The following is a 16532-nucleotide window of genomic DNA, read 5'->3' on the forward strand; positions in this document are numbered from 1 at the left end:
TTCAATCTTCTTCTTGCAAAACGGGTGGAGTCCATAGATACGGTTTCATGCGATACGATTAACCCAGCTGTTGCGGCAGTTCTTATCTCGCCGCCACCGCCGCTGGCGCAAACTCCCACTTCTTCCACGCCGACAGCACCGCGTTCGGATACTGCGGCTTGCCGCGGCTGCCGTTGTAGCGGCCGAGCGCGAGGTACAGATTGCCGCGCTCCATGTCGATGTACATGCGCAGAATCGCGCAGCCGTAGCGCAGATTGGTCTGCATGTGGAACAGCTTGCGGCGGTCGCTGTCGCCGATCACCTTGGTCCAGAACGGCATCACCTGCATGTAGCCGCGCGCGCCGGCGATCGACACCGCGTACTTGCGGTAGGCCGACTCCACCTGGATCAGCCCCAGCACCAGCCCCGGATCGAGCCCGGCGCGGGTGGATTCGTACCAGGCCGCCTCCAGGAATTCGGTGCGCGAAATATCGTCGGGGATGCGCTTCTTCAGCCTCCCCGACATCTCGTTGAACCACCCCTGGTAGCGCAGGCGGCCCACCTCGTCGCGAAACACGGGCTTGGGCGGACGCGCGTCGTTGATGGCGTTCGACAGCGCCAGGCGCACGGAATCGGCCAGCGCCTCTTCCTTCTGGTTGCCGGCGTGCGCAGCGCCAGCCACGGCGAGCGCCGCCGCCAGCACCACGCCAGCGGCAAACGCGCGCGCCCCGCCCTGTCCCGCCATCCGCATCACTGCGCGAATTTGGCCTTGATGAAGCCGACCATCTCGTCGACCGACACGGCCGTGGCTTCGGTATCGCGGCGGCCCTGGTATTCCAGCTTGCCTTCCTTCAGACCACGCTCGCCGATCACCACGCGGTGCGGCACGCCGATCAGTTCCCAGTCCGAGAACATGGCGCCCGGGCGCAGGCCGCGGTCGTCGACGATCACGTCCACACCGGCCGCCTGCAGCTCGGCATACAGCTTCTCGGTCTGTTCCTTGACCATCTCGCTGCGGTCCATGCCCATCGGGCACAGCACGATCTGGAATGGCGCCAATGCGTCCGGCCAGACGATGCCCTTGTCGTCGAAGTTCTGCTCGATCGCCGCGCCCAGGATACGGGTCACGCCGATGCCGTAGCAGCCCATCTGCAGCGGGGCAGGCTTGCCGTTTTCGTCGAGGAAGGTCGCTTGCATGGACTTCGAGTAAGCGGTGCCGAGCTGGAACACATGGCCCACTTCGATGCCGCGCTCGATGGCCAGCACGCCCTTGCCGTCCGGCGATGCGTCGCCTTCGACCACGTTGCGCAGGTCGGCAACCACCGGTTCCGGCAGGTCGCGGCCCCAGTTCACGCCGGTCAGGTGGGCGTCGGCTTCGTTCGCGCCGCAGACGAAGTCGGCCATGTTGGCCACCGTGCGGTCGGCAACGATGGTCACCGGCTGTTTCGGCGAGACCGGACCCAGGTAGCCCGGCACGGTGCCGTAGACTGCGGCGATCTCTTCTTCGGTCGAGAAGCGGTAGCTGCCCAGGCCAGGCACCTTGTTGACCTTGACTTCGTTCAGCTCGTGGTCGCCGCGCAGCAGCAGCATGAAGTATTGCTTGCTGACCTTGCCCACTTCGTCGGTTTCAACGGTCAGCGCAATGGTTTTCACCGTTTGCGACAGCGGCAAGCCGAGTTGTTCAGCCACCATCTCGCACTTGGTCTTGCCCGGAGTCGGCACCTTGGTCATCGCCTGCGTGGCCGCGCCGCGCTCGCCGATGGCCAGCGCTTCGGCCGCTTCCATGTTGGCGGCGTAGTCGGAGCTTGGGCAGTAGACCAGCGCATCTTCGCCGGTCGAGGCGATCACGTGGAATTCGTGCGAGCCGGTGCCGCCGATGGCGCCGTTGTCGGCTGCCACCGCGCGGAATTTCAGGCCGAAGCGGTTGAAGATGCGCACGTAGGCATCGAACATGATCCCATACGACTTTTGCATGCCTTCGACGTCGCGGTCGAACGAGTACGCATCCTTCATCGTGAACTCGCGGCCGCGCATCAGGCCGAAGCGTGGGCGGCGTTCGTCGCGGAACTTGGTCTGGATGTGGTAGAAGTTCAGCGGCAGCTGGCGGTAGGACTTGATCTCGCTGCGCACGACGTCGGTAACGACTTCTTCCGAGGTCGGCTGGATGGCGTAGTCGCGGCCGTGGCGGTCTTTCACGCGCATCAGTTCCGGACCCATCTTGTCCCAGCGGCCCGTCTCTTGCCACAGTTCGGCCGGCTGCACGACCGGCATCAGCAGTTCCAGCGCGCCCGACTTGTTCATCTCTTCGCGAATGATCGCTTCGACCTTGCGAATGACGCGCAGGCCGGTCGGCATGTAGGTGTAGATGCCCGAGCCGAGACGCTTGATCATCCCCGCCCGCATCATCAGCTTGTGGCTGACGATCTCGGCATCGGAAGGCGCTTCTTTAAGAGTTGAAATAAAAAATCGTGAGGCACGCATATCGATGAATTCTTTTTAAAAAGAGAGGGTTATAATCGACCTAATTTTAAAGGATTAGCTGGCTGATGCGTCCAAACTTTGTACAAATGGGTCCGGAACACGCAGCCGCCGCCGTTTTCGTGATCGAAAGGCATGGCTGACGCAGGGATTTGTAGGTAAAAACGCAAGGGAACTGAGGCCGGCAGAAAGTTTCGAGGTGCACTTATGCTCGATCGTGAAGGGTTCCGCCCCAACGTCGGCATCATCCTGCTGAACGCCAATAACGAGGTGTGGTGGGGCAAGCGGGTGCGCGAGCACTCATGGCAATTTCCGCAAGGGGGTATCAAATACGGCGAGACGCCGGAACAGGCGATGTACCGCGAACTGGAGGAAGAAATCGGGCTGCGCCAGGAGCACGTCAAGATCGTGGGCCGTACCCGCGACTGGCTGCGCTACGAGGTGCCGGATCACTTCATCAAGCGCGAGATCCGTGGCCATTACCGCGGCCAGAAGCAGATCTGGTTCCTGCTACGCATGGTGGCGCGCGACAACGACGTGAATTTGCGTCTGACCGACCATCCCGAGTTCGACGCCTGGCGCTGGCACGACTACTGGGTGCCGCTGGACGTGGTCATCGAGTTCAAGCGCGATGTCTACCAGCGCGCCCTGCAGGAGCTGTCGCGCTTCATCAGCTGGCCGGCCAACGGCGGGCACGGCGAGCGCCGCCACAGCGCGCGCTACCTGCGCCAGCCGCGCGGCCAGGGCGGCGCGCCGGGGAGCACGAACGGCGCCAAGCCTGTACCGCGGCCGCCACGCGAAGGCGCGGCTGAACCGCAGCTGGTGCTCACACCGGAAAAATAGTTGCGCCTGTAACTCAGCAGTTACAAGAATCAGGCAGCAGCATCGAGGCAAGCACACCACGAAGGTGGTGCAGCTTGCCTTTTCTTTTTTGATTGCCAAAAGAGAAATTTTCCACGTAGAATCTTTGGCATGATGCCGCCCCTTCCTCGCGCCCGTTTCCGCTCGCTGGCCGCCCTGCTGCTGGCCCTGCCGTTATCCCTGGCGCAGGCCGCCGAAGCGCCGCGCTGCCGTTATGTCACGGCCGGGAAATTACCCCTGCAATACACCGGCCCCAGCCTGCAGGTCACGACCGAGGGCGTCATCAACGGCACGCCGGCAACCATGTTGGTCGATACCGGCGCCTACGACAGCGTCTTGACCCGCACCGGCACCGAACGCCGTGGCATGAAGCTGAGCAACCTGGGGCGGGTAGCCCGCGGCGTCGGCGGCTATTCGTCGATCTACCAGACCCGGATCAAGGAATTCGTGGCCGGCCCGGCGCGCAGCGAACGCGGCCACATGCGGGTCATTTCGGACTTCGGCTTCACGCCTTCGTTCGACGCGATCCTCGGCGCGCCTTTCCTCCTGCAAACCGACCTGGAAATTTCCCTGGCGACGAAGGAAATCAAGTTCTTCCAGCCAGTCAATTGCGGCGACACCCACCTCGCCTACTGGGATGCGGACGCGCTCGTCATTCCCTTCGACACCAGTTCCGAAACGACGCCGAACCCGTATTTCACCGTTCTCGTGAACGGCGAGAAAATGCGCGCCATCATCGATACCGGTGCGGCGGCGACCACGATGTCGCTGGCTGCGGCCAAGCGCACCGGCCTGAAACTGGACGCGCCCGGCGTCACGCGCGCCGGCCACGTCGTCGGCGTGGGCGACGACAAGGTCGCCTTCTGGCATACGGCGTTCAAGACCTTCCAGATCGGCGAAGAAGTCATCCAGAACGCCGATATCGGCGTCATCGACCGCCAGGGCAGCGACGTCGACATCCTGTTCGGCGACGACTTCCTGCGTTCGCACCGGGTGCTGATTGCAATGAGCCAGCGCAAGATCTACTTCTCGTATGTCGGCGGCCAGCCTTTCGAACAGCGCCGCAAGCTCGAATCCTGGATCCAGGAAGAAGCCGACGCCGGCAATGGCGATGCCCAGATGCGGTTGGCCAACATATACGGCAGCGGCGACGGCGTGGCGCGCGACGCGCAAGCCTCCGGCAAATGGCTGGAAAAGGCGACCGCCAGCGGTAACGCCTACGCCAACCTGTACAGCGGCCGCTCGCTGCTGCGCCAGGGCCGCGCCAGCGACGCCGCCCCGCGCCTGCGCCTGGCCCTGGACAAGCTGCCGTCGAACCGCGACGCCGCCCTCTGGCTGCATCTGGCCCGCCTGCGCACGGCCCAGGCGGAACTCGGCCGCACCGAGCTGGCCACCGCCTTTGCGCGCAGCGAGGACGACGAGTGGCCGGCGCCGCTCGCCGCTTTCTACCTCGGCAAGATCAGCGCCGAACAGGTGTTGAAGCAGGCGGGGGAAGACCGCGAGCTGGGCGCAAAGCGGCGCTGCATGGCGATCAATTCGATGTCCGAACTGTACGAGGCGCAAGGCGACAGCGCCGGCGTGCAGGCCATGGCAGCGCCGCGCAAGCAGCATTGCAGCGGCGACAAGGACGACGCGGACGAAGACTGACACGGATAGCTGGCGGCAGCGAAGTGCGCGCCATCGCGTTAAAATAGCGTCCTTCCCACCGCCTGCCAGATCCCGCCATGTTCACCCCGTCCTCGCACGACGTGCGCCGCTTTTTCTGTGAAGCCTTCCGCAAGCAACGCGCCGGCGAAGTCCTCACGCCGATGGACGCCATCGCCGCCGACTGGATCGTCCAGCATCCCGAATACCACGAGGCCATGATGGACGCCGAGGAAGCCGTCGCGCGCAACTACTCGGTCGAAGGCGGACAGGCGAATCCCTTCCTGCATTTGTCGATGCACCTGTCGATTGCCGAACAGGTATCGATCGACCAGCCACGCGGCATCAAGGCTGCGCACGACCTGCTGGTGCGCAAGATCGGCGAGCACGACGCCCACCACGAGATCATGGAATGCCTGGGCGAGATGATCTGGAAGTCGCAGCGCAACGGCGTGCCGCCGGATACCGAGGCCTACATCGAGTGCGTGCGCAGCCGCGCGATGCGCTGAATGGTATGAACCAAAACAAAAGGCGACCGAGGTCGCCTTTGTTTTTATCGCTGGGTACTGTTAACCCAGCTTGTCGTCCGCCACGCGGTAGCGCGGATCTTCCAGCACATTCACCTCGATCATGTCCTGCGCCTTGCCGAGCAATTCGCGGCAGTCCGGGCTCAGGTGACGCAGGTGCAGGCGCTTGCCCAGCGCGCGGTATTTATCGGCCAGCGCATCGATGGCCTGGATCGCCGAATGGTCGACCACGCGCGCGTTGCGGAACTCGACCACCACATCCTGCGGATCGTCTTTTGGTGCGAACAGCTCGTTGAAGTTGGCCACCGAAGCAAAGAACAGCGTGCCCTGCAGCTCATAGACTTTCCAGCCCTGCGCATCCTGCGAGGTGGTCACCGCGATCTGCTTCGCATGCTGCCAGGCGAACACCAGCGCCGAGACGATCACGCCCACCAGCACCGCAATCGCCAGGTCGAAGACCAGGGTGATCGCGGCAACCAGCACCACCACCAGCGTATCCGCACGCGGCACCTTGCCGACCATGCGGAAGGTGCCCCACTCGAAGGTCTTTTCGCAGACCACGAACATCACGCCGATCAGCGCCGCCAGCGGAATCTGCTCGATCCAGCCCGAGCCGAACAGGATGAACGACAGCAGGAACAGCGAGGCCGAGATACCCGACAGGCGGCCGTAGGCGCCGTTGTTCACGTTGATCATGCTCTGCCCGATCATGGCGCAGCCACCCATGCCGCCGAAGAAGGCGGTGACCACGTTGGCCGCGCCCTGCGCCATGCATTCGCGGTTCGGCTGGCCGCGGGTTTCGGTGATTTCGTCCACCAAAGTCAGCGTCAGCAGCGACTCGATCAGGCCCACGCCGGCCAGCACCAGCGAGTACGGGAAGACGATCTTGAACGTCTCCCAGTTGAAGGGCACATCGGGAATCGCAAAGCTCGGCAAGCCGCCGGCAATCGAACCGAGTTCGCCCACGGTCTTCGACTCGATGCCGAGCAGTGCGGCGCCGACGGTCACGACCAGGATGCCGACCAGCGTCGCCGGCACGGCCTTGGTGATGCGCGGCGTGATGTAGATGACGGCCATCGTCGCGGCCACCAGGCCGAGCATGGTGAACAGCTGCCCATCCTGCATCCACTCGCCATTGCTCTTGAAGTGCCCGAACTGGGCGATGAAGATCACCAGCGCCAGGCCGTTCACGAAACCGAGCATGACCGGATACGGCACCATGCGGATGAATTTGCCGAGCCGGGCGACAGCGAACAGGATCTGTAATAAGCCCATCAGGACGATGGCCGCGAACAGGTACTGTACGCCGTGCTCGACCACGAGGGCGACCATGACCACGGCCAGTGCGCCAGCCGCACCCGAGATCATGCCAGGCCGGCCGCCGAAGGCCGAGGTGATGAAGGAGACCAGCACTGCAGCATACAGGCCGGTAAGCGGCGACACGTGGGCGACCAGCGCAAAGGCGATCGCTTCGGGAACCAGGGCCAGGGCGACGGTGAGGCCGCTGAGCAGGTTGGTTTTCAGGTAGGCAGGTGAGACGGACTGCAAGATGACACTCCAACAAAAAACGGACGTTAGCCGGAAAAACGAAATCCCCCGGAGCGGCGTGTGGACCGCTTCGGGGGATCAAATGGTGCCGTTATTATAGTCGGAGTCGCCTCAGCTTCGTGCCGCGGCAGTTGACCAACACCACCAGCACGAAACACGTAGGGTGGGCACTCCGTGCCCACGCGGAAGCGTGCGCGGTGTTGGCAGATGCCCGTGCCATGCCGGCAGCACAGCTGCGCCAGTATCAAGTGATCAGCTGCGCATTTGTCGAAGCCGCGTTCATGCCTGCGTTTCGATGGAACAGGGCCGCAGCGATGCAAGCTTCGGCGTGGGCACGGCGTGCCCACCGTACGGTCATGAACGCCGCGTCAGAGAAACGCGATCCAGCGTGTTCTTATTTGCTCACCACCAGCTGCGATGGCAAGCTATGCAAATACGCCCCGATATCCTGCATATCCTGGTTGGTCAGCGGCTTGGCAAACCCCGCCATGATCGGGTTGCTGCGCCCGTTCGCCTTGTCGCCGCCGCGTTTATAGGCCATCAGCGCATGCGCGATGTAGTCGGCATGCTGCCCCGCCAGCTTCGGATAGCTCGGGTCGATCGGCTTGTTGTAGTCCGCCCCGTGGCAGGAGGCGCAGTTGTACTTCTTGGCCAGCTCCTCGCCGCGTTTCACGTCGGCGGCAGAAGCACTCAGGGAAACCGCGCCGAGCACCAGCGCAATGATCAGTTTTTGCATGGCGGCGGTCCTCATTTGCGGTTCTGGGCGCTCTGCTGCGCGTAGTAGGCGGCGACGTCGGCAATGTCCTGGTCGGACAGGCTGGCGGCAATGCCGCGCATCGACGGGTGCTTGCGGTCGCCCTTTTTATAGGCATGCAGCGCGGCTTCGATGTACTTGGCCGATTGACCACCGATCATCGGCACCTGGTAGACCTCGGGGAAGGCCGATTTGTAGCCGGGGATGCCATGGCAGCCGATGCACATCTCGATCTTGGCCGGTGCCGCCTTCGGATTGCCGACAACGTCCGCGGCAGACGCGGCGCCGGCGCACGCGCCCAGAACGAGTACAGCTAAAAGTTTTTTCATGGTGGGAATCGCAAAAAAATTTGATCGAATACCGCTACCGCACGAAACTGAACAGCCGATAAAGCTGGCAAATCTACTAACAAGCGTCCGATTCTAGCCCAACAAAAGATTGCAGTCTACCAACGTCGCGCACCCGGACGGCCGCGCTCGCGACCGCATTCGGCTGTGCTCGGGCTTCTGGCATATACTCAGGATTTCCTCTCTCACCACACACGCCCATGCAAGCCCAAGACCGCTTCGAAGGATCCGACAACTACGTCGCCACCGACGACCTGAAACTGGCCGTCAACGCCGCCCTCACGCTGTCGCGCCCGCTCCTGATCAAGGGCGAACCGGGCACCGGCAAGACCATGCTGGCTGAGGAAGTGGCGGCCAGCCTGAACATGCCGCTGCTGCAATGGCACGTGAAGTCCACCACCAAGGCTCAGCAGGGCCTGTACGAATACGACGCCGTCTCGCGCCTGCGCGACTCGCAATTAGGGGATGAGCGCGTGCGCGACATCCACAACTACATCGTCAAGGGCGTGCTGTGGCAGGCATTCACGGCGCCGGAACCGGTGGTGCTGCTGATCGACGAGATCGACAAGGCCGACATCGAATTCCCGAACGATTTGCTGCGTGAACTCGACCGCATGGAATTCTATGTGTACGAGACGCGCGAGATGGTGGTGGCCAGGCACCGTCCGCTGGTGATCATCACCTCGAACAACGAGAAGGAACTGCCGGACGCTTTCCTGCGCCGCTGCTTCTTCCACTACATCAAATTCCCGGACCGCGAGACGATGGCCGACATCGTCAAGGTCCACTACCCGCGCCTGAAGCAGGAGCTGCTGGCCGCCGCCCTGCAAAGTTTTTACGAAGTGCGCGACGTCGCCGGCATCAAGAAAAAGCCGTCGACCTCGGAATTCCTCGATTGGCTGAAACTCCTGATGGCCGAGGACATCCCGGCCGAAGCCTTGCGCAGCAAGGATGCCAAGGCCATCGTGCCGCCGCTGCACGGCGCCCTGCTGAAGAACGAGCAGGACGTACATTTGTTCGAACGCCTGGTCTACATGTCGAGGACGAATCGATGATCCACGTTGCGCCGCTGACGCTGGACTTCAACGGCGTGCGGCTGGAACCACTGCACCTCGACCACGTCGACGGCCTGCGCGCCGCAGCGGCCGATGGCCAGCTGTGGAACATCCGCGTGACTTCGGTACCGGAACCGCACCGCACCCAGGCCTATGTGCACGCCGCCTTGGAGATGCAGGACCGCGTCGCCTTTGCCGTGGTCGACGCGGAATCGAACCGCGTGCTCGGCTCCACCAGCTACCACGACATCGTGCCCGAACTCGACCGCGTGGAGATCGGCTACACCTGGTATGCGCAAAGCGTGCAGCGCTCGCACGTGAACACCAGCTGCAAGTTGCTGCTGCTGTCGCACGCCTTCGATACCCTCGGCTGCGCGGTGGTCGGCCTGCGCACCGATAATTTTAATTTTGCCTCGCAAGCCGCCATCGAACGCCTCGGCGCCAGGAAGGATGGCGTGATCCGCCACCACGGCCTGCGCCGCGACGGCACCGTGCGCGACACCGTCATGTACAGCATCGTGCGCGGCGAGTGGCCGGAGATCAAGGCGCAACTGCACTACCGGCTGCAACGCCACGGACACACCCCATGCTGATCGACTTCTTTTTCGCGCTGCGCAATGCCAAGGTCCCGGTCTCGATCAAGGAATTCCTGACCCTGCTCGAAGCCCTGGAAAAAAGCGTCATTGCGCCGTCGCTCGACGCCTTCTATTACCTGGCGCGCCTGACCCTGGTAAAAGACGAAGCCCACTTCGACAAGTTCGACCGCGCCTTCGGTTCCTACTTCAAGGGCATCGAGGCGGTGTTCGACACGGCGAAAGGCGAGATCCCGCTCGACTGGCTGATCAAGCGCATGGAGCGCGAGCTGACGCCCGAGCAGAAGGCGGCGCTGGAAAAATTCGGCTACGACAAGCTGATGGATCGCCTGAACGAACTGCTGAAGGAGCAGAAGGAACGCCACGAAGGCGGCAACAAATGGATCGGCAGCGGCGGCACCTCGCCTTTCGGCCATGGCGGAACGAATCCGGAAGGCATCCGCATCGGCGGCCAGGGCCGGAATCGCACGGCGGTGAAGGTCTGGGAACAGCGTTCGTACAAGGACTACGACGACGAGCGCGAACTCGGCACGCGCAACATCAAGGTGGCGCTGCGCCGCCTGCGCCGCTTCGCCCGCCACGGCGCAGCGGACGAACTGGCGCTCGACGACACCATCCGCGCCACGGCCAGCAACGCCGGCTACCTCGACATCAAGATGCAACCCGAGCGCAAGAACCGCATCAAGGTGGTGATGCTGCTGGATGTGGGCGGCAGCATGGACGACCACATCGAGCGCACCGAGGAACTGTTCTCGGCGGCGCAGAGCGAGTTCAAGAACATGGAGTTCTACTACTTCCACAACTGCGTGTACGACTACCTGTGGAAGAGTAACCGGCGCCGCCATGCGGAGCGTTTCGAGACCTGGGACGTGCTGCGCAAATACCCGGCCGATACGCGCGTGATCTTCGTCGGCGATGCGACCATGAGCCCCTACGAGGTGCTGGCGCCGGGCGGGTCGGTCGAGTACAACAACGAGGAAGCCGGGGCCGAATGGCTGGCGCGCTTCTGCAAGGCTTTCCCCAAGTTCGCGTGGCTCAATCCCGAGCCGGAGAATTTGTGGCAGTACCGGCAGTCGATTGCGATCATCCGGCAGATGATGAACAACCGCATGTTCCCGATCACGCTGGAAGGGCTGGAGCGGGCGATGCGTTTGCTGAGCAAATAGTTATTTGGGCCACCGGCGTCAACCGTACGGTGGGGTCATTGATGCTGGGGGCATCGATGACGTGCCCACGCGGACGCTGGCATCTAGTTGGCTGATGAACGCGGCGGAGACGCCGGTGGTTCGATAATGCGTTCGCGGTGCATCCGGAACGCTGCCGCTAGCCCGTAACGATTCGGGGTGGAACGGCGCCAACACGGCGCATGCTTCCGCGTGGGCACAGAGTGCCCACCCTACGGATCAGGCCGCTGGCTCTGGCTGGCGCAACGCATTGCGCACAACGTACAGCCCCACCACTTCAATCGCCACGTGCACCAGCACCGCCGCCAGCAAGCCCACATATTGATAGACGAGCCCCAGCGCGACGCTGGCCCGGAACACGCCCGCTGCCTGCACCAGCGTCGCCTTGTCCAGCTTGCGGAACTGGTACACCGGCGTATGCTGGGAAGCGATCACGCAATGGCACTGCACTTTGTTAGTGCGAGCACGGACGGCTCTGCCGCAAACCGCGATAGTGACGCAAGACCTGCGCCAAACCGCCTCCAATCGTGCGCCGTGCGCCGGCCTGTAGTATCAAGCCGACTGTATGGACAACCCATTCGCCTCATTTCCTGGAGATTGCATGACCGAGCTGTTGCCGATCCTGAACAACCTTGCGTGGCCGGTTGCGATTGCCATTGCCTGGATCGCCGGGGAATTCGGCCAGCGCTATACCAACCTCCCCCGCATCAGCTTCTATGGCCTGGTCGGCTTTGCCCTCGGCGCGCCCCAGCTCGGCGTACTGCCGGTGCCCGATGCCGGCGCCATCCCGATGCTGGCCGACGTTGCCTTTGGCCTGATCCTGTTCGAGCTCGGCTACCGCATCAACTTGCGCTGGCTGCGCAACAACCCGTGGATAGGCGTAAGCGGCCTGGTCGAATCGATTGCCACCTTCATTGCCGTCTACTTCATCGCAGTGGCCTTCGGCACGCCCCAGCTCACCTCGCTGATGCTGGCCTCGCTGTCCATGGCCACCTCGCCCGCCACCGTGGTGCGTGTGATCAACGAGCAGCGCAGCTCGGGGCAAGTCACCGAACGCGTGCTGCATTTGTCGGCGCAAAACTGCGTGCTGGCCGTGTTCGCCTTCAATGCCGTGATCGGCTTCTGGATCTTCCGCACCTTCGAAGACCTGGGCGATGCGCTCTGGAACAGCCTGGTGCTGCTGGCGGTCTCGGCCCTCACCGGCGCCGTCTTCGGCCTGGTGGTGCCGGCCCTGCTGCGCGCGATCGGTAACCCGCGCCATGACGCCACCGTCGCATTCGCCATTGCCGTGATTTTGCTGGTGGCGATTTCCTACGCCGGCGGGCTGTCGCCGGTGGTGGCCTCGCTCGCCTTCGGGCTGGTGGCGCGCCATCGCCGCGTCGCCTTCAGCCAGGCCCAGCGCAACTTCGGCGCGCTGGGCGAACTGCTGACCATTTTGCTGTTCGTGTTTGCCGCCTCGACGCTGGACTGGGAAAAGGTCGCGGCCGGGATCTGGCTGGCCATCGCGGTCGTGATTGCGCGCCTGCTGACCAAGACCGCCGGCGTGACGGCCTTTGCCCATTTGTCCGGCGTGTCCTGGCGCAAGGGTTTCCTGGCCGGGGTGGCGCTGGCGCCGCTATCCGTGTTCGTGATCCTGCTGCTGGAGCATGCGCGCCTGGCCGGCGTGGTCGTGGTCGAGGAATTGCGCTCGGTGGCGGCGGTGACCATGCTGCTCGAGATATTCGGCCCCATCATCATCCAGCGCGCCCTGATATGGGCCAGGGAGACGCCGGACGCCCGGCCGGAAATCCGCTCGGAGAACCACCATGCCGCTTGAAGCCTTTACCGAATCCCAGCCGCTCACCTTCGGCGTCGAGCTCGAACTGCAGCTGGTCAGCCTGTCCGACTTCGATTTGACGGCCGCCAGCCCCGACCTGCTGCACCTGCTGTCGCGCAAACCCTTCCCCGGCAACGTGACGCCGGAGATCACCGAGAGCATGATCGAGATTAATTCGAGCGTGCATTCGGACTACAGCGCGCTGCTGGCCGAACTGGTGGAAATCCGCGATACGCTGGTGACGGCCGGCGACACCCTGAACATCGGCATTGCCGGCGGCGGCACCCACCCGTTCCAGCACTGGTCCGAGCAAAAGATTTTCGCCAAGCCACGCTTCGAGCACTTGTCTTCGCTGTACGGCTACCTCGCCAAGCAATTCACCGTATTCGGCCAGCACGTGCACATCGGCTGCGGGAATGGCGACAACGCGATGTACCTGCTGCATGCGCTGAACCGCTACATTCCGCATTTCATTGCCTTATCGGCGTCGTCACCGTTCGTGCAGGGGCACGACAGTTTGTTCGATTCGGCGCGGCTGAACTCGGTGTTTGCCTTTCCGATGAGCGGTCGCGCGCCGTTCACGCTGAGCTGGAGCGATTTCGAACACGCGTATTACGCCAAGATGGAGCGCACCGGCATCATCAAGAGCATGAAGGATTTCTACTGGGACCTGCGGCCAAAGCCGGAGTACGGCACCATCGAACTGCGCGTGTGCGATACGCCGTTGACGGTGCAGCGGGCGGCGGCGCTGGCGGCCTACCTGCAGGCGCTGTGCAGCTACCTGTTGCAGCGGACCGAAGAGCCACCGGTCGAGGACGATTACCTGGTCTACAACTACAACCGCTTCCAGGCTTGCCGCTTCGGGCTGGACGGGTCGATCACGCATCCGAAGACCTACGAGACGGTGTCGCTGCGCGAGGATATCCTGACGACGCTGCGCAAGATGGAGCCGCATGCACAGGCGCTGGGCAGCCTGGATGGCTTGCGGCACCTGGCGGATGCGGCGGCCGGGGGCAGCGATGCGTCGCTGCTGCGCCAGCAGTACGAGCGCGAAGGCAGTGTCGAAGCGATCGTGCATTCGGCGATCAACACCTTCCGGGGCGAGCGGCGGTTCTGGCGAAGGTGATGTATCGACGCGTGGGCGGCGCGCACAGCGGCGATTGATCGTCGGCCCGGAACCACCCTGCCGCAGCCAGCGAGGTTCAGGCCGCGCTGGGCCCGAGACGGCTGCCTCGCATGATGCGTTCCATGAAGGTCGGTTTCGCTACCGGGCGCGGCATGCCGTCGTCGACCAGGCCGGCCCATTTTTCGCACAATTGTTCGCAGGTGGCGCGCAGCACCGGATCAAGCTCGGGCAGGCGCGCGAGGGCGCACAGGTGGCGCTCGATCACCGAGGCCAGGCGCACGTAGGGACGGTCGTTTTCGTCGCGCGCGGTGTAGTGCGACATGAGGTGCAGCAGCGACGCGATCATCACCGCGTCGCGGTGGCGCATGTCGGGCGCCGGCAGGATGGATGGCTCGTTTGCTTGGTCTTTCATGACAGCCCCTTGTTCGGATAGACGGTGTAGTCTTGGTCAATGAATGAGAATCATTCTCATTCAATGGTAGTGGAGGGGCGGATGGGATGCAAGCGATTTCGCAAGCGTGTGCGGGATGTTTGATGTATTTCGGAATGGGGGTGGCGGATACGTTGGCGTGGCGCGCACGGTGAGCTGGTGGGTACAAGTACCCACCCTAACCAGGTGTAGGGTGGGTTCTCGAACCCACCATTTCACCAGCCGATCATCGGCAAACCCAACCTACAACCGCGTCTCTCGCGCCGCCCGCAAGAACTCATCCAGCACCGGCGTGCAATCGAGCAGATCCGTCCCGCCGGCCCGGTGGAATTCCGGATGCCACTGCAAGCCCATCACGAAATCCGCCTTGTCGTAGCGGATCGCCTCGACGATCCCGTCCGGATACGACACCGCCTCGATGCGCACGTCGCGCCCCAGCTCCTTCACCGCCTGGTGGTGGATCGAGTTCACCACCGGCCGCCCCGCTTTCGGAAACATCTTGCCCAGCGACGAGCCCGGCGGGAACTCGATCGCATGGCGGTGCGCATCGTAGTCGGTGTGCACGTGGGCCAGCGCCTCGGGCACGTTGGTCGCCACGTCCTGGTACAGCGAGCCGCCGAAGGCCACGTTGATCAGCTGGCAGCCGCGGCACACGCCCAGCACGGGTTTGCCGGCTTCGACGAATTCGTGCAGCAGTTCGAGTTCATACAAGTCGCGCGCACGGTCGCCGCTCCATTCGGGCCGGGTCGGGCTTTCGGAATAGGTTTGCGGCGAGACGTCCGCCCCGCCCTGCAGCACCAGCCCGTCCAGGTGGCGCGCGTAGTGGCGCAACGTGATGTTGCTGGGGTGGAGCAGCCCGTTGGTATTCACCGTCGGAATCATGAACACCAGCACGTCGCGCGACATCACCCACTGGGCGATCGACTCTTCCAGGTATTGCAAATTCTTGCTGCGCAGGCCGGTGGAGCCCGGTTCGGGATGGAAGATGCGGGCCGAGACGCCGATGCGCAGGGTGCGGCGCATGAAGTCGCGGCTGAAGCGGTCGCGCAGGGCGCGCCAGCGCGAGGACAAGACCCGGCCGGCCAGCGCGAAGGGCGTGTCGTCGGGACGATGGTAGCGCGGCGGGCCATCGGCCGAGCGGCGGTCGGGAACGCGTTCGGGTGCGTCGGGTCGGGTTTCGAGCGGCGGGCCGGGCGCCTCCTCAGGCCCTTTTGGATGATCGTCTGCCATGGCTTCAATATAGCCCTGCTACGGCCGCGCACGATTTGAAGTTGTAACAAAATCACACCGATGCGGTCACCAGCAGCACTCACCCTGTCATCGAGGTCAGGCGCATCAGCATCGCCACCAGGCTGCGGTCGCCCACCGGCTGGTCGAGCAGGCCGCGCACTCCGGCAGAGTGAGCGCGCGCCGTGTCGTAGCAGAAGGCACGCCCCACCAGGAACACCACCGCCGTGCGCCCCGCCCCTTCCTGCGCCTTGATCGCCTCGCACAGCGCATACGGGTCGATGCCCGGGGTCGAGGTGTTGATCATGGCCAGCGACACCGGCGTTTCGTCGCACAGGCGCACGGCGGCCGGGGCGCTGTCGGTCCAGGCCACCGCCAGGCGCTGCGCGCCGACCAATTGCGCCAGGTGGTCGCGGAAGGCGCCGCCGCCGTCAACGATCAAGACCTTGCCGTCGTGCGGCGGCTGGCGCAGCGCCTCGCCGTCGACGGCCAGTTCGCCGATGCCACGCTGGCGCCGGCGCCGTTCCGGCAGGGGCGGTTCGCCGCAGGCGCATTGGTGTTCGAGGGCGCGGCGGCGCTCGGCCACCAACTGTGCCAGCATCGCATGCAGGGACGCCGCCTCGAGCGGACGCGCGACCCGCTTCCAGCCATTGCCGCGCTCGGCGCCGCCGACCTGCAGGGCCAGCGGCGCGCTGCGCATGCCGATCAGGCGCAGCATGGCGCAGGCATTCTCACCATCGGCCAGGTAGACATCGGGTTCCTGCAGGCTGTCCTCGTGCAGGCAGGCATAGTTTGGCCCGCAAGACGGCGCCTCAGCCAGCAGCGAAGTGATGGCAGTCGCATCCGCCGGTTGGAAGCCGAGCAGGCGCACGGCGGTCGGGGTTTTCTTTGTTTGCATGATGATCATCCGGCACCGCGCAGGCAATGCCTGTTGTACGCCGGACTGCGGCGCGGCCGGGCTCT

Annotated in this window: 17 protein-coding genes; 8 read left to right on the forward strand and 9 right to left on the reverse strand. The window is 63.9% G+C overall.

Going from position 1 to position 16532, the window contains the following annotated elements; translation table 11 throughout:
• Positions 1-82 precede the first annotated feature (82 nt).
• Positions 83-724, reverse strand: coding sequence for a lytic transglycosylase domain-containing protein (locus tag QWL29_RS16740; protein WP_305824012.1), 642 nt, complete (start codon positions 722-724; stop codon positions 83-85).
• Positions 725-729: 5 nt separating this feature from the next.
• On the reverse strand, positions 730-2460 hold the full coding sequence (locus tag QWL29_RS16745; protein ID WP_305824013.1) for a proline--tRNA ligase: 1731 nt from the start codon (positions 2458-2460) through the stop codon (positions 730-732).
• 204 nt (positions 2461-2664) lie between these two features.
• Here QWL29_RS16745 and QWL29_RS16750 point away from each other — a divergent pair, with 204 nt between their 5' ends.
• From QWL29_RS16750 to QWL29_RS16760, 3 genes are all read left to right on the forward strand, one after another.
• Positions 2665-3300: an RNA pyrophosphohydrolase gene (locus tag QWL29_RS16750; RefSeq protein ID WP_305824014.1), complete on the forward strand. Its 636-nt coding sequence runs from the start codon at positions 2665-2667 to the stop codon at positions 3298-3300.
• Positions 3301-3429: 129 nt separating this feature from the next.
• Complete coding sequence (locus QWL29_RS16755; protein WP_305824015.1) at positions 3430-4965, forward strand: retroviral-like aspartic protease family protein; 1536 nt, start codon at positions 3430-3432, stop codon at positions 4963-4965.
• A gap of 77 nt (positions 4966-5042) precedes the next feature.
• Positions 5043-5471 carry a DUF1841 family protein gene (locus tag QWL29_RS16760; RefSeq protein ID WP_305824016.1) on the forward strand — a complete coding sequence of 143 codons (429 nt, stop codon included), beginning with the start codon at positions 5043-5045 and terminating at the stop codon, positions 5469-5471.
• Positions 5472-5531: 60 nt separating this feature from the next.
• On the opposite strand, the gene QWL29_RS16765 is transcribed toward QWL29_RS16760, so the two are convergent.
• The 3 genes from QWL29_RS16765 to QWL29_RS16775 form a co-directional block, all read right to left on the reverse strand.
• The gene (locus QWL29_RS16765) at positions 5532-7037 is read right to left on the reverse strand and encodes a SulP family inorganic anion transporter (RefSeq protein WP_305824017.1); all 1506 of its coding nucleotides are present in this window, start codon (positions 7035-7037) and stop codon (positions 5532-5534) included.
• Between the two features lie 394 nt (positions 7038-7431).
• Entirely contained in the window at positions 7432-7773 is a 342-nt protein-coding gene (locus QWL29_RS16770; protein ID WP_305824018.1) for a c-type cytochrome, read from the reverse strand.
• A gap of 11 nt (positions 7774-7784) precedes the next feature.
• Positions 7785-8120, reverse strand: a complete 336-nt coding sequence (locus QWL29_RS16775) for a c-type cytochrome (protein WP_305824019.1) — start codon at positions 8118-8120, stop codon at positions 7785-7787.
• A gap of 218 nt (positions 8121-8338) precedes the next feature.
• Between QWL29_RS16775 and QWL29_RS16780 the strand changes: the two genes are divergently transcribed.
• The 3 genes from QWL29_RS16780 to QWL29_RS16790 are packed head-to-tail and all read left to right on the forward strand — an operon-like array spanning position 8339 to position 10952.
• The gene (locus tag QWL29_RS16780; RefSeq protein ID WP_305824020.1) at positions 8339-9193 is read left to right on the forward strand and encodes an AAA family ATPase; all 855 of its coding nucleotides are present in this window, start codon (positions 8339-8341) and stop codon (positions 9191-9193) included.
• Positions 9190-9786 (forward strand): GNAT family N-acetyltransferase, encoded by a 597-nt coding sequence (locus QWL29_RS16785; RefSeq protein WP_305824021.1) that lies wholly within the window; start codon positions 9190-9192, stop codon positions 9784-9786. The genes QWL29_RS16780 and QWL29_RS16785 overlap by 4 nt, the downstream gene beginning before the upstream one ends.
• Positions 9780-10952 carry a vWA domain-containing protein gene (locus QWL29_RS16790; protein WP_305824022.1) on the forward strand — a complete coding sequence of 391 codons (1173 nt, stop codon included), beginning with the start codon at positions 9780-9782 and terminating at the stop codon, positions 10950-10952. The genes QWL29_RS16785 and QWL29_RS16790 overlap by 7 nt, the downstream gene beginning before the upstream one ends.
• A 237-nt stretch (positions 10953-11189) precedes the next feature.
• Here the strand turns inward: QWL29_RS16790 and QWL29_RS16795 are convergent, their stop codons facing one another.
• Positions 11190-11405, reverse strand: coding sequence for a hypothetical protein (locus tag QWL29_RS16795; RefSeq protein WP_305824023.1), 216 nt, complete (start codon positions 11403-11405; stop codon positions 11190-11192).
• 166 nt (positions 11406-11571) lie between these two features.
• On the opposite strand from QWL29_RS16795, the gene QWL29_RS16800 reads away from it, so the two are divergent.
• Complete coding sequence (locus QWL29_RS16800; protein ID WP_305824024.1) at positions 11572-12786, forward strand: cation:proton antiporter; 1215 nt, start codon at positions 11572-11574, stop codon at positions 12784-12786.
• Positions 12776-13912, forward strand: coding sequence for a YbdK family carboxylate-amine ligase (locus QWL29_RS16805; RefSeq protein ID WP_305824025.1), 1137 nt, complete (start codon positions 12776-12778; stop codon positions 13910-13912). The genes QWL29_RS16800 and QWL29_RS16805 overlap by 11 nt, the downstream gene beginning before the upstream one ends.
• A 76-nt stretch (positions 13913-13988) precedes the next feature.
• On the opposite strand, the gene QWL29_RS16810 is transcribed toward QWL29_RS16805, so the two are convergent.
• The 3 genes from QWL29_RS16810 to QWL29_RS16820 form a co-directional block, all read right to left on the reverse strand.
• Complete coding sequence (locus QWL29_RS16810; RefSeq protein ID WP_305824026.1) at positions 13989-14324, reverse strand: hypothetical protein; 336 nt, start codon at positions 14322-14324, stop codon at positions 13989-13991.
• Positions 14325-14585: 261 nt separating this feature from the next.
• Positions 14586-15572 carry a gamma-glutamyl-gamma-aminobutyrate hydrolase family protein gene (locus QWL29_RS16815; protein ID WP_305824027.1) on the reverse strand — a complete coding sequence of 329 codons (987 nt, stop codon included), beginning with the start codon at positions 15570-15572 and terminating at the stop codon, positions 14586-14588.
• Positions 15573-15651: 79 nt separating this feature from the next.
• Entirely contained in the window at positions 15652-16467 is an 816-nt protein-coding gene (locus QWL29_RS16820; RefSeq protein WP_305824028.1) for a response regulator, read from the reverse strand.
• Positions 16468-16532: the final 65 nt, after the last annotated feature.

The sequence above is a fragment of the Massilia brevitalea genome, from assembly GCF_030711405.1.
GTDB classification, from domain to species: Bacteria; Pseudomonadota; Gammaproteobacteria; order Burkholderiales; family Burkholderiaceae_D; genus Telluria; species Telluria brevitalea.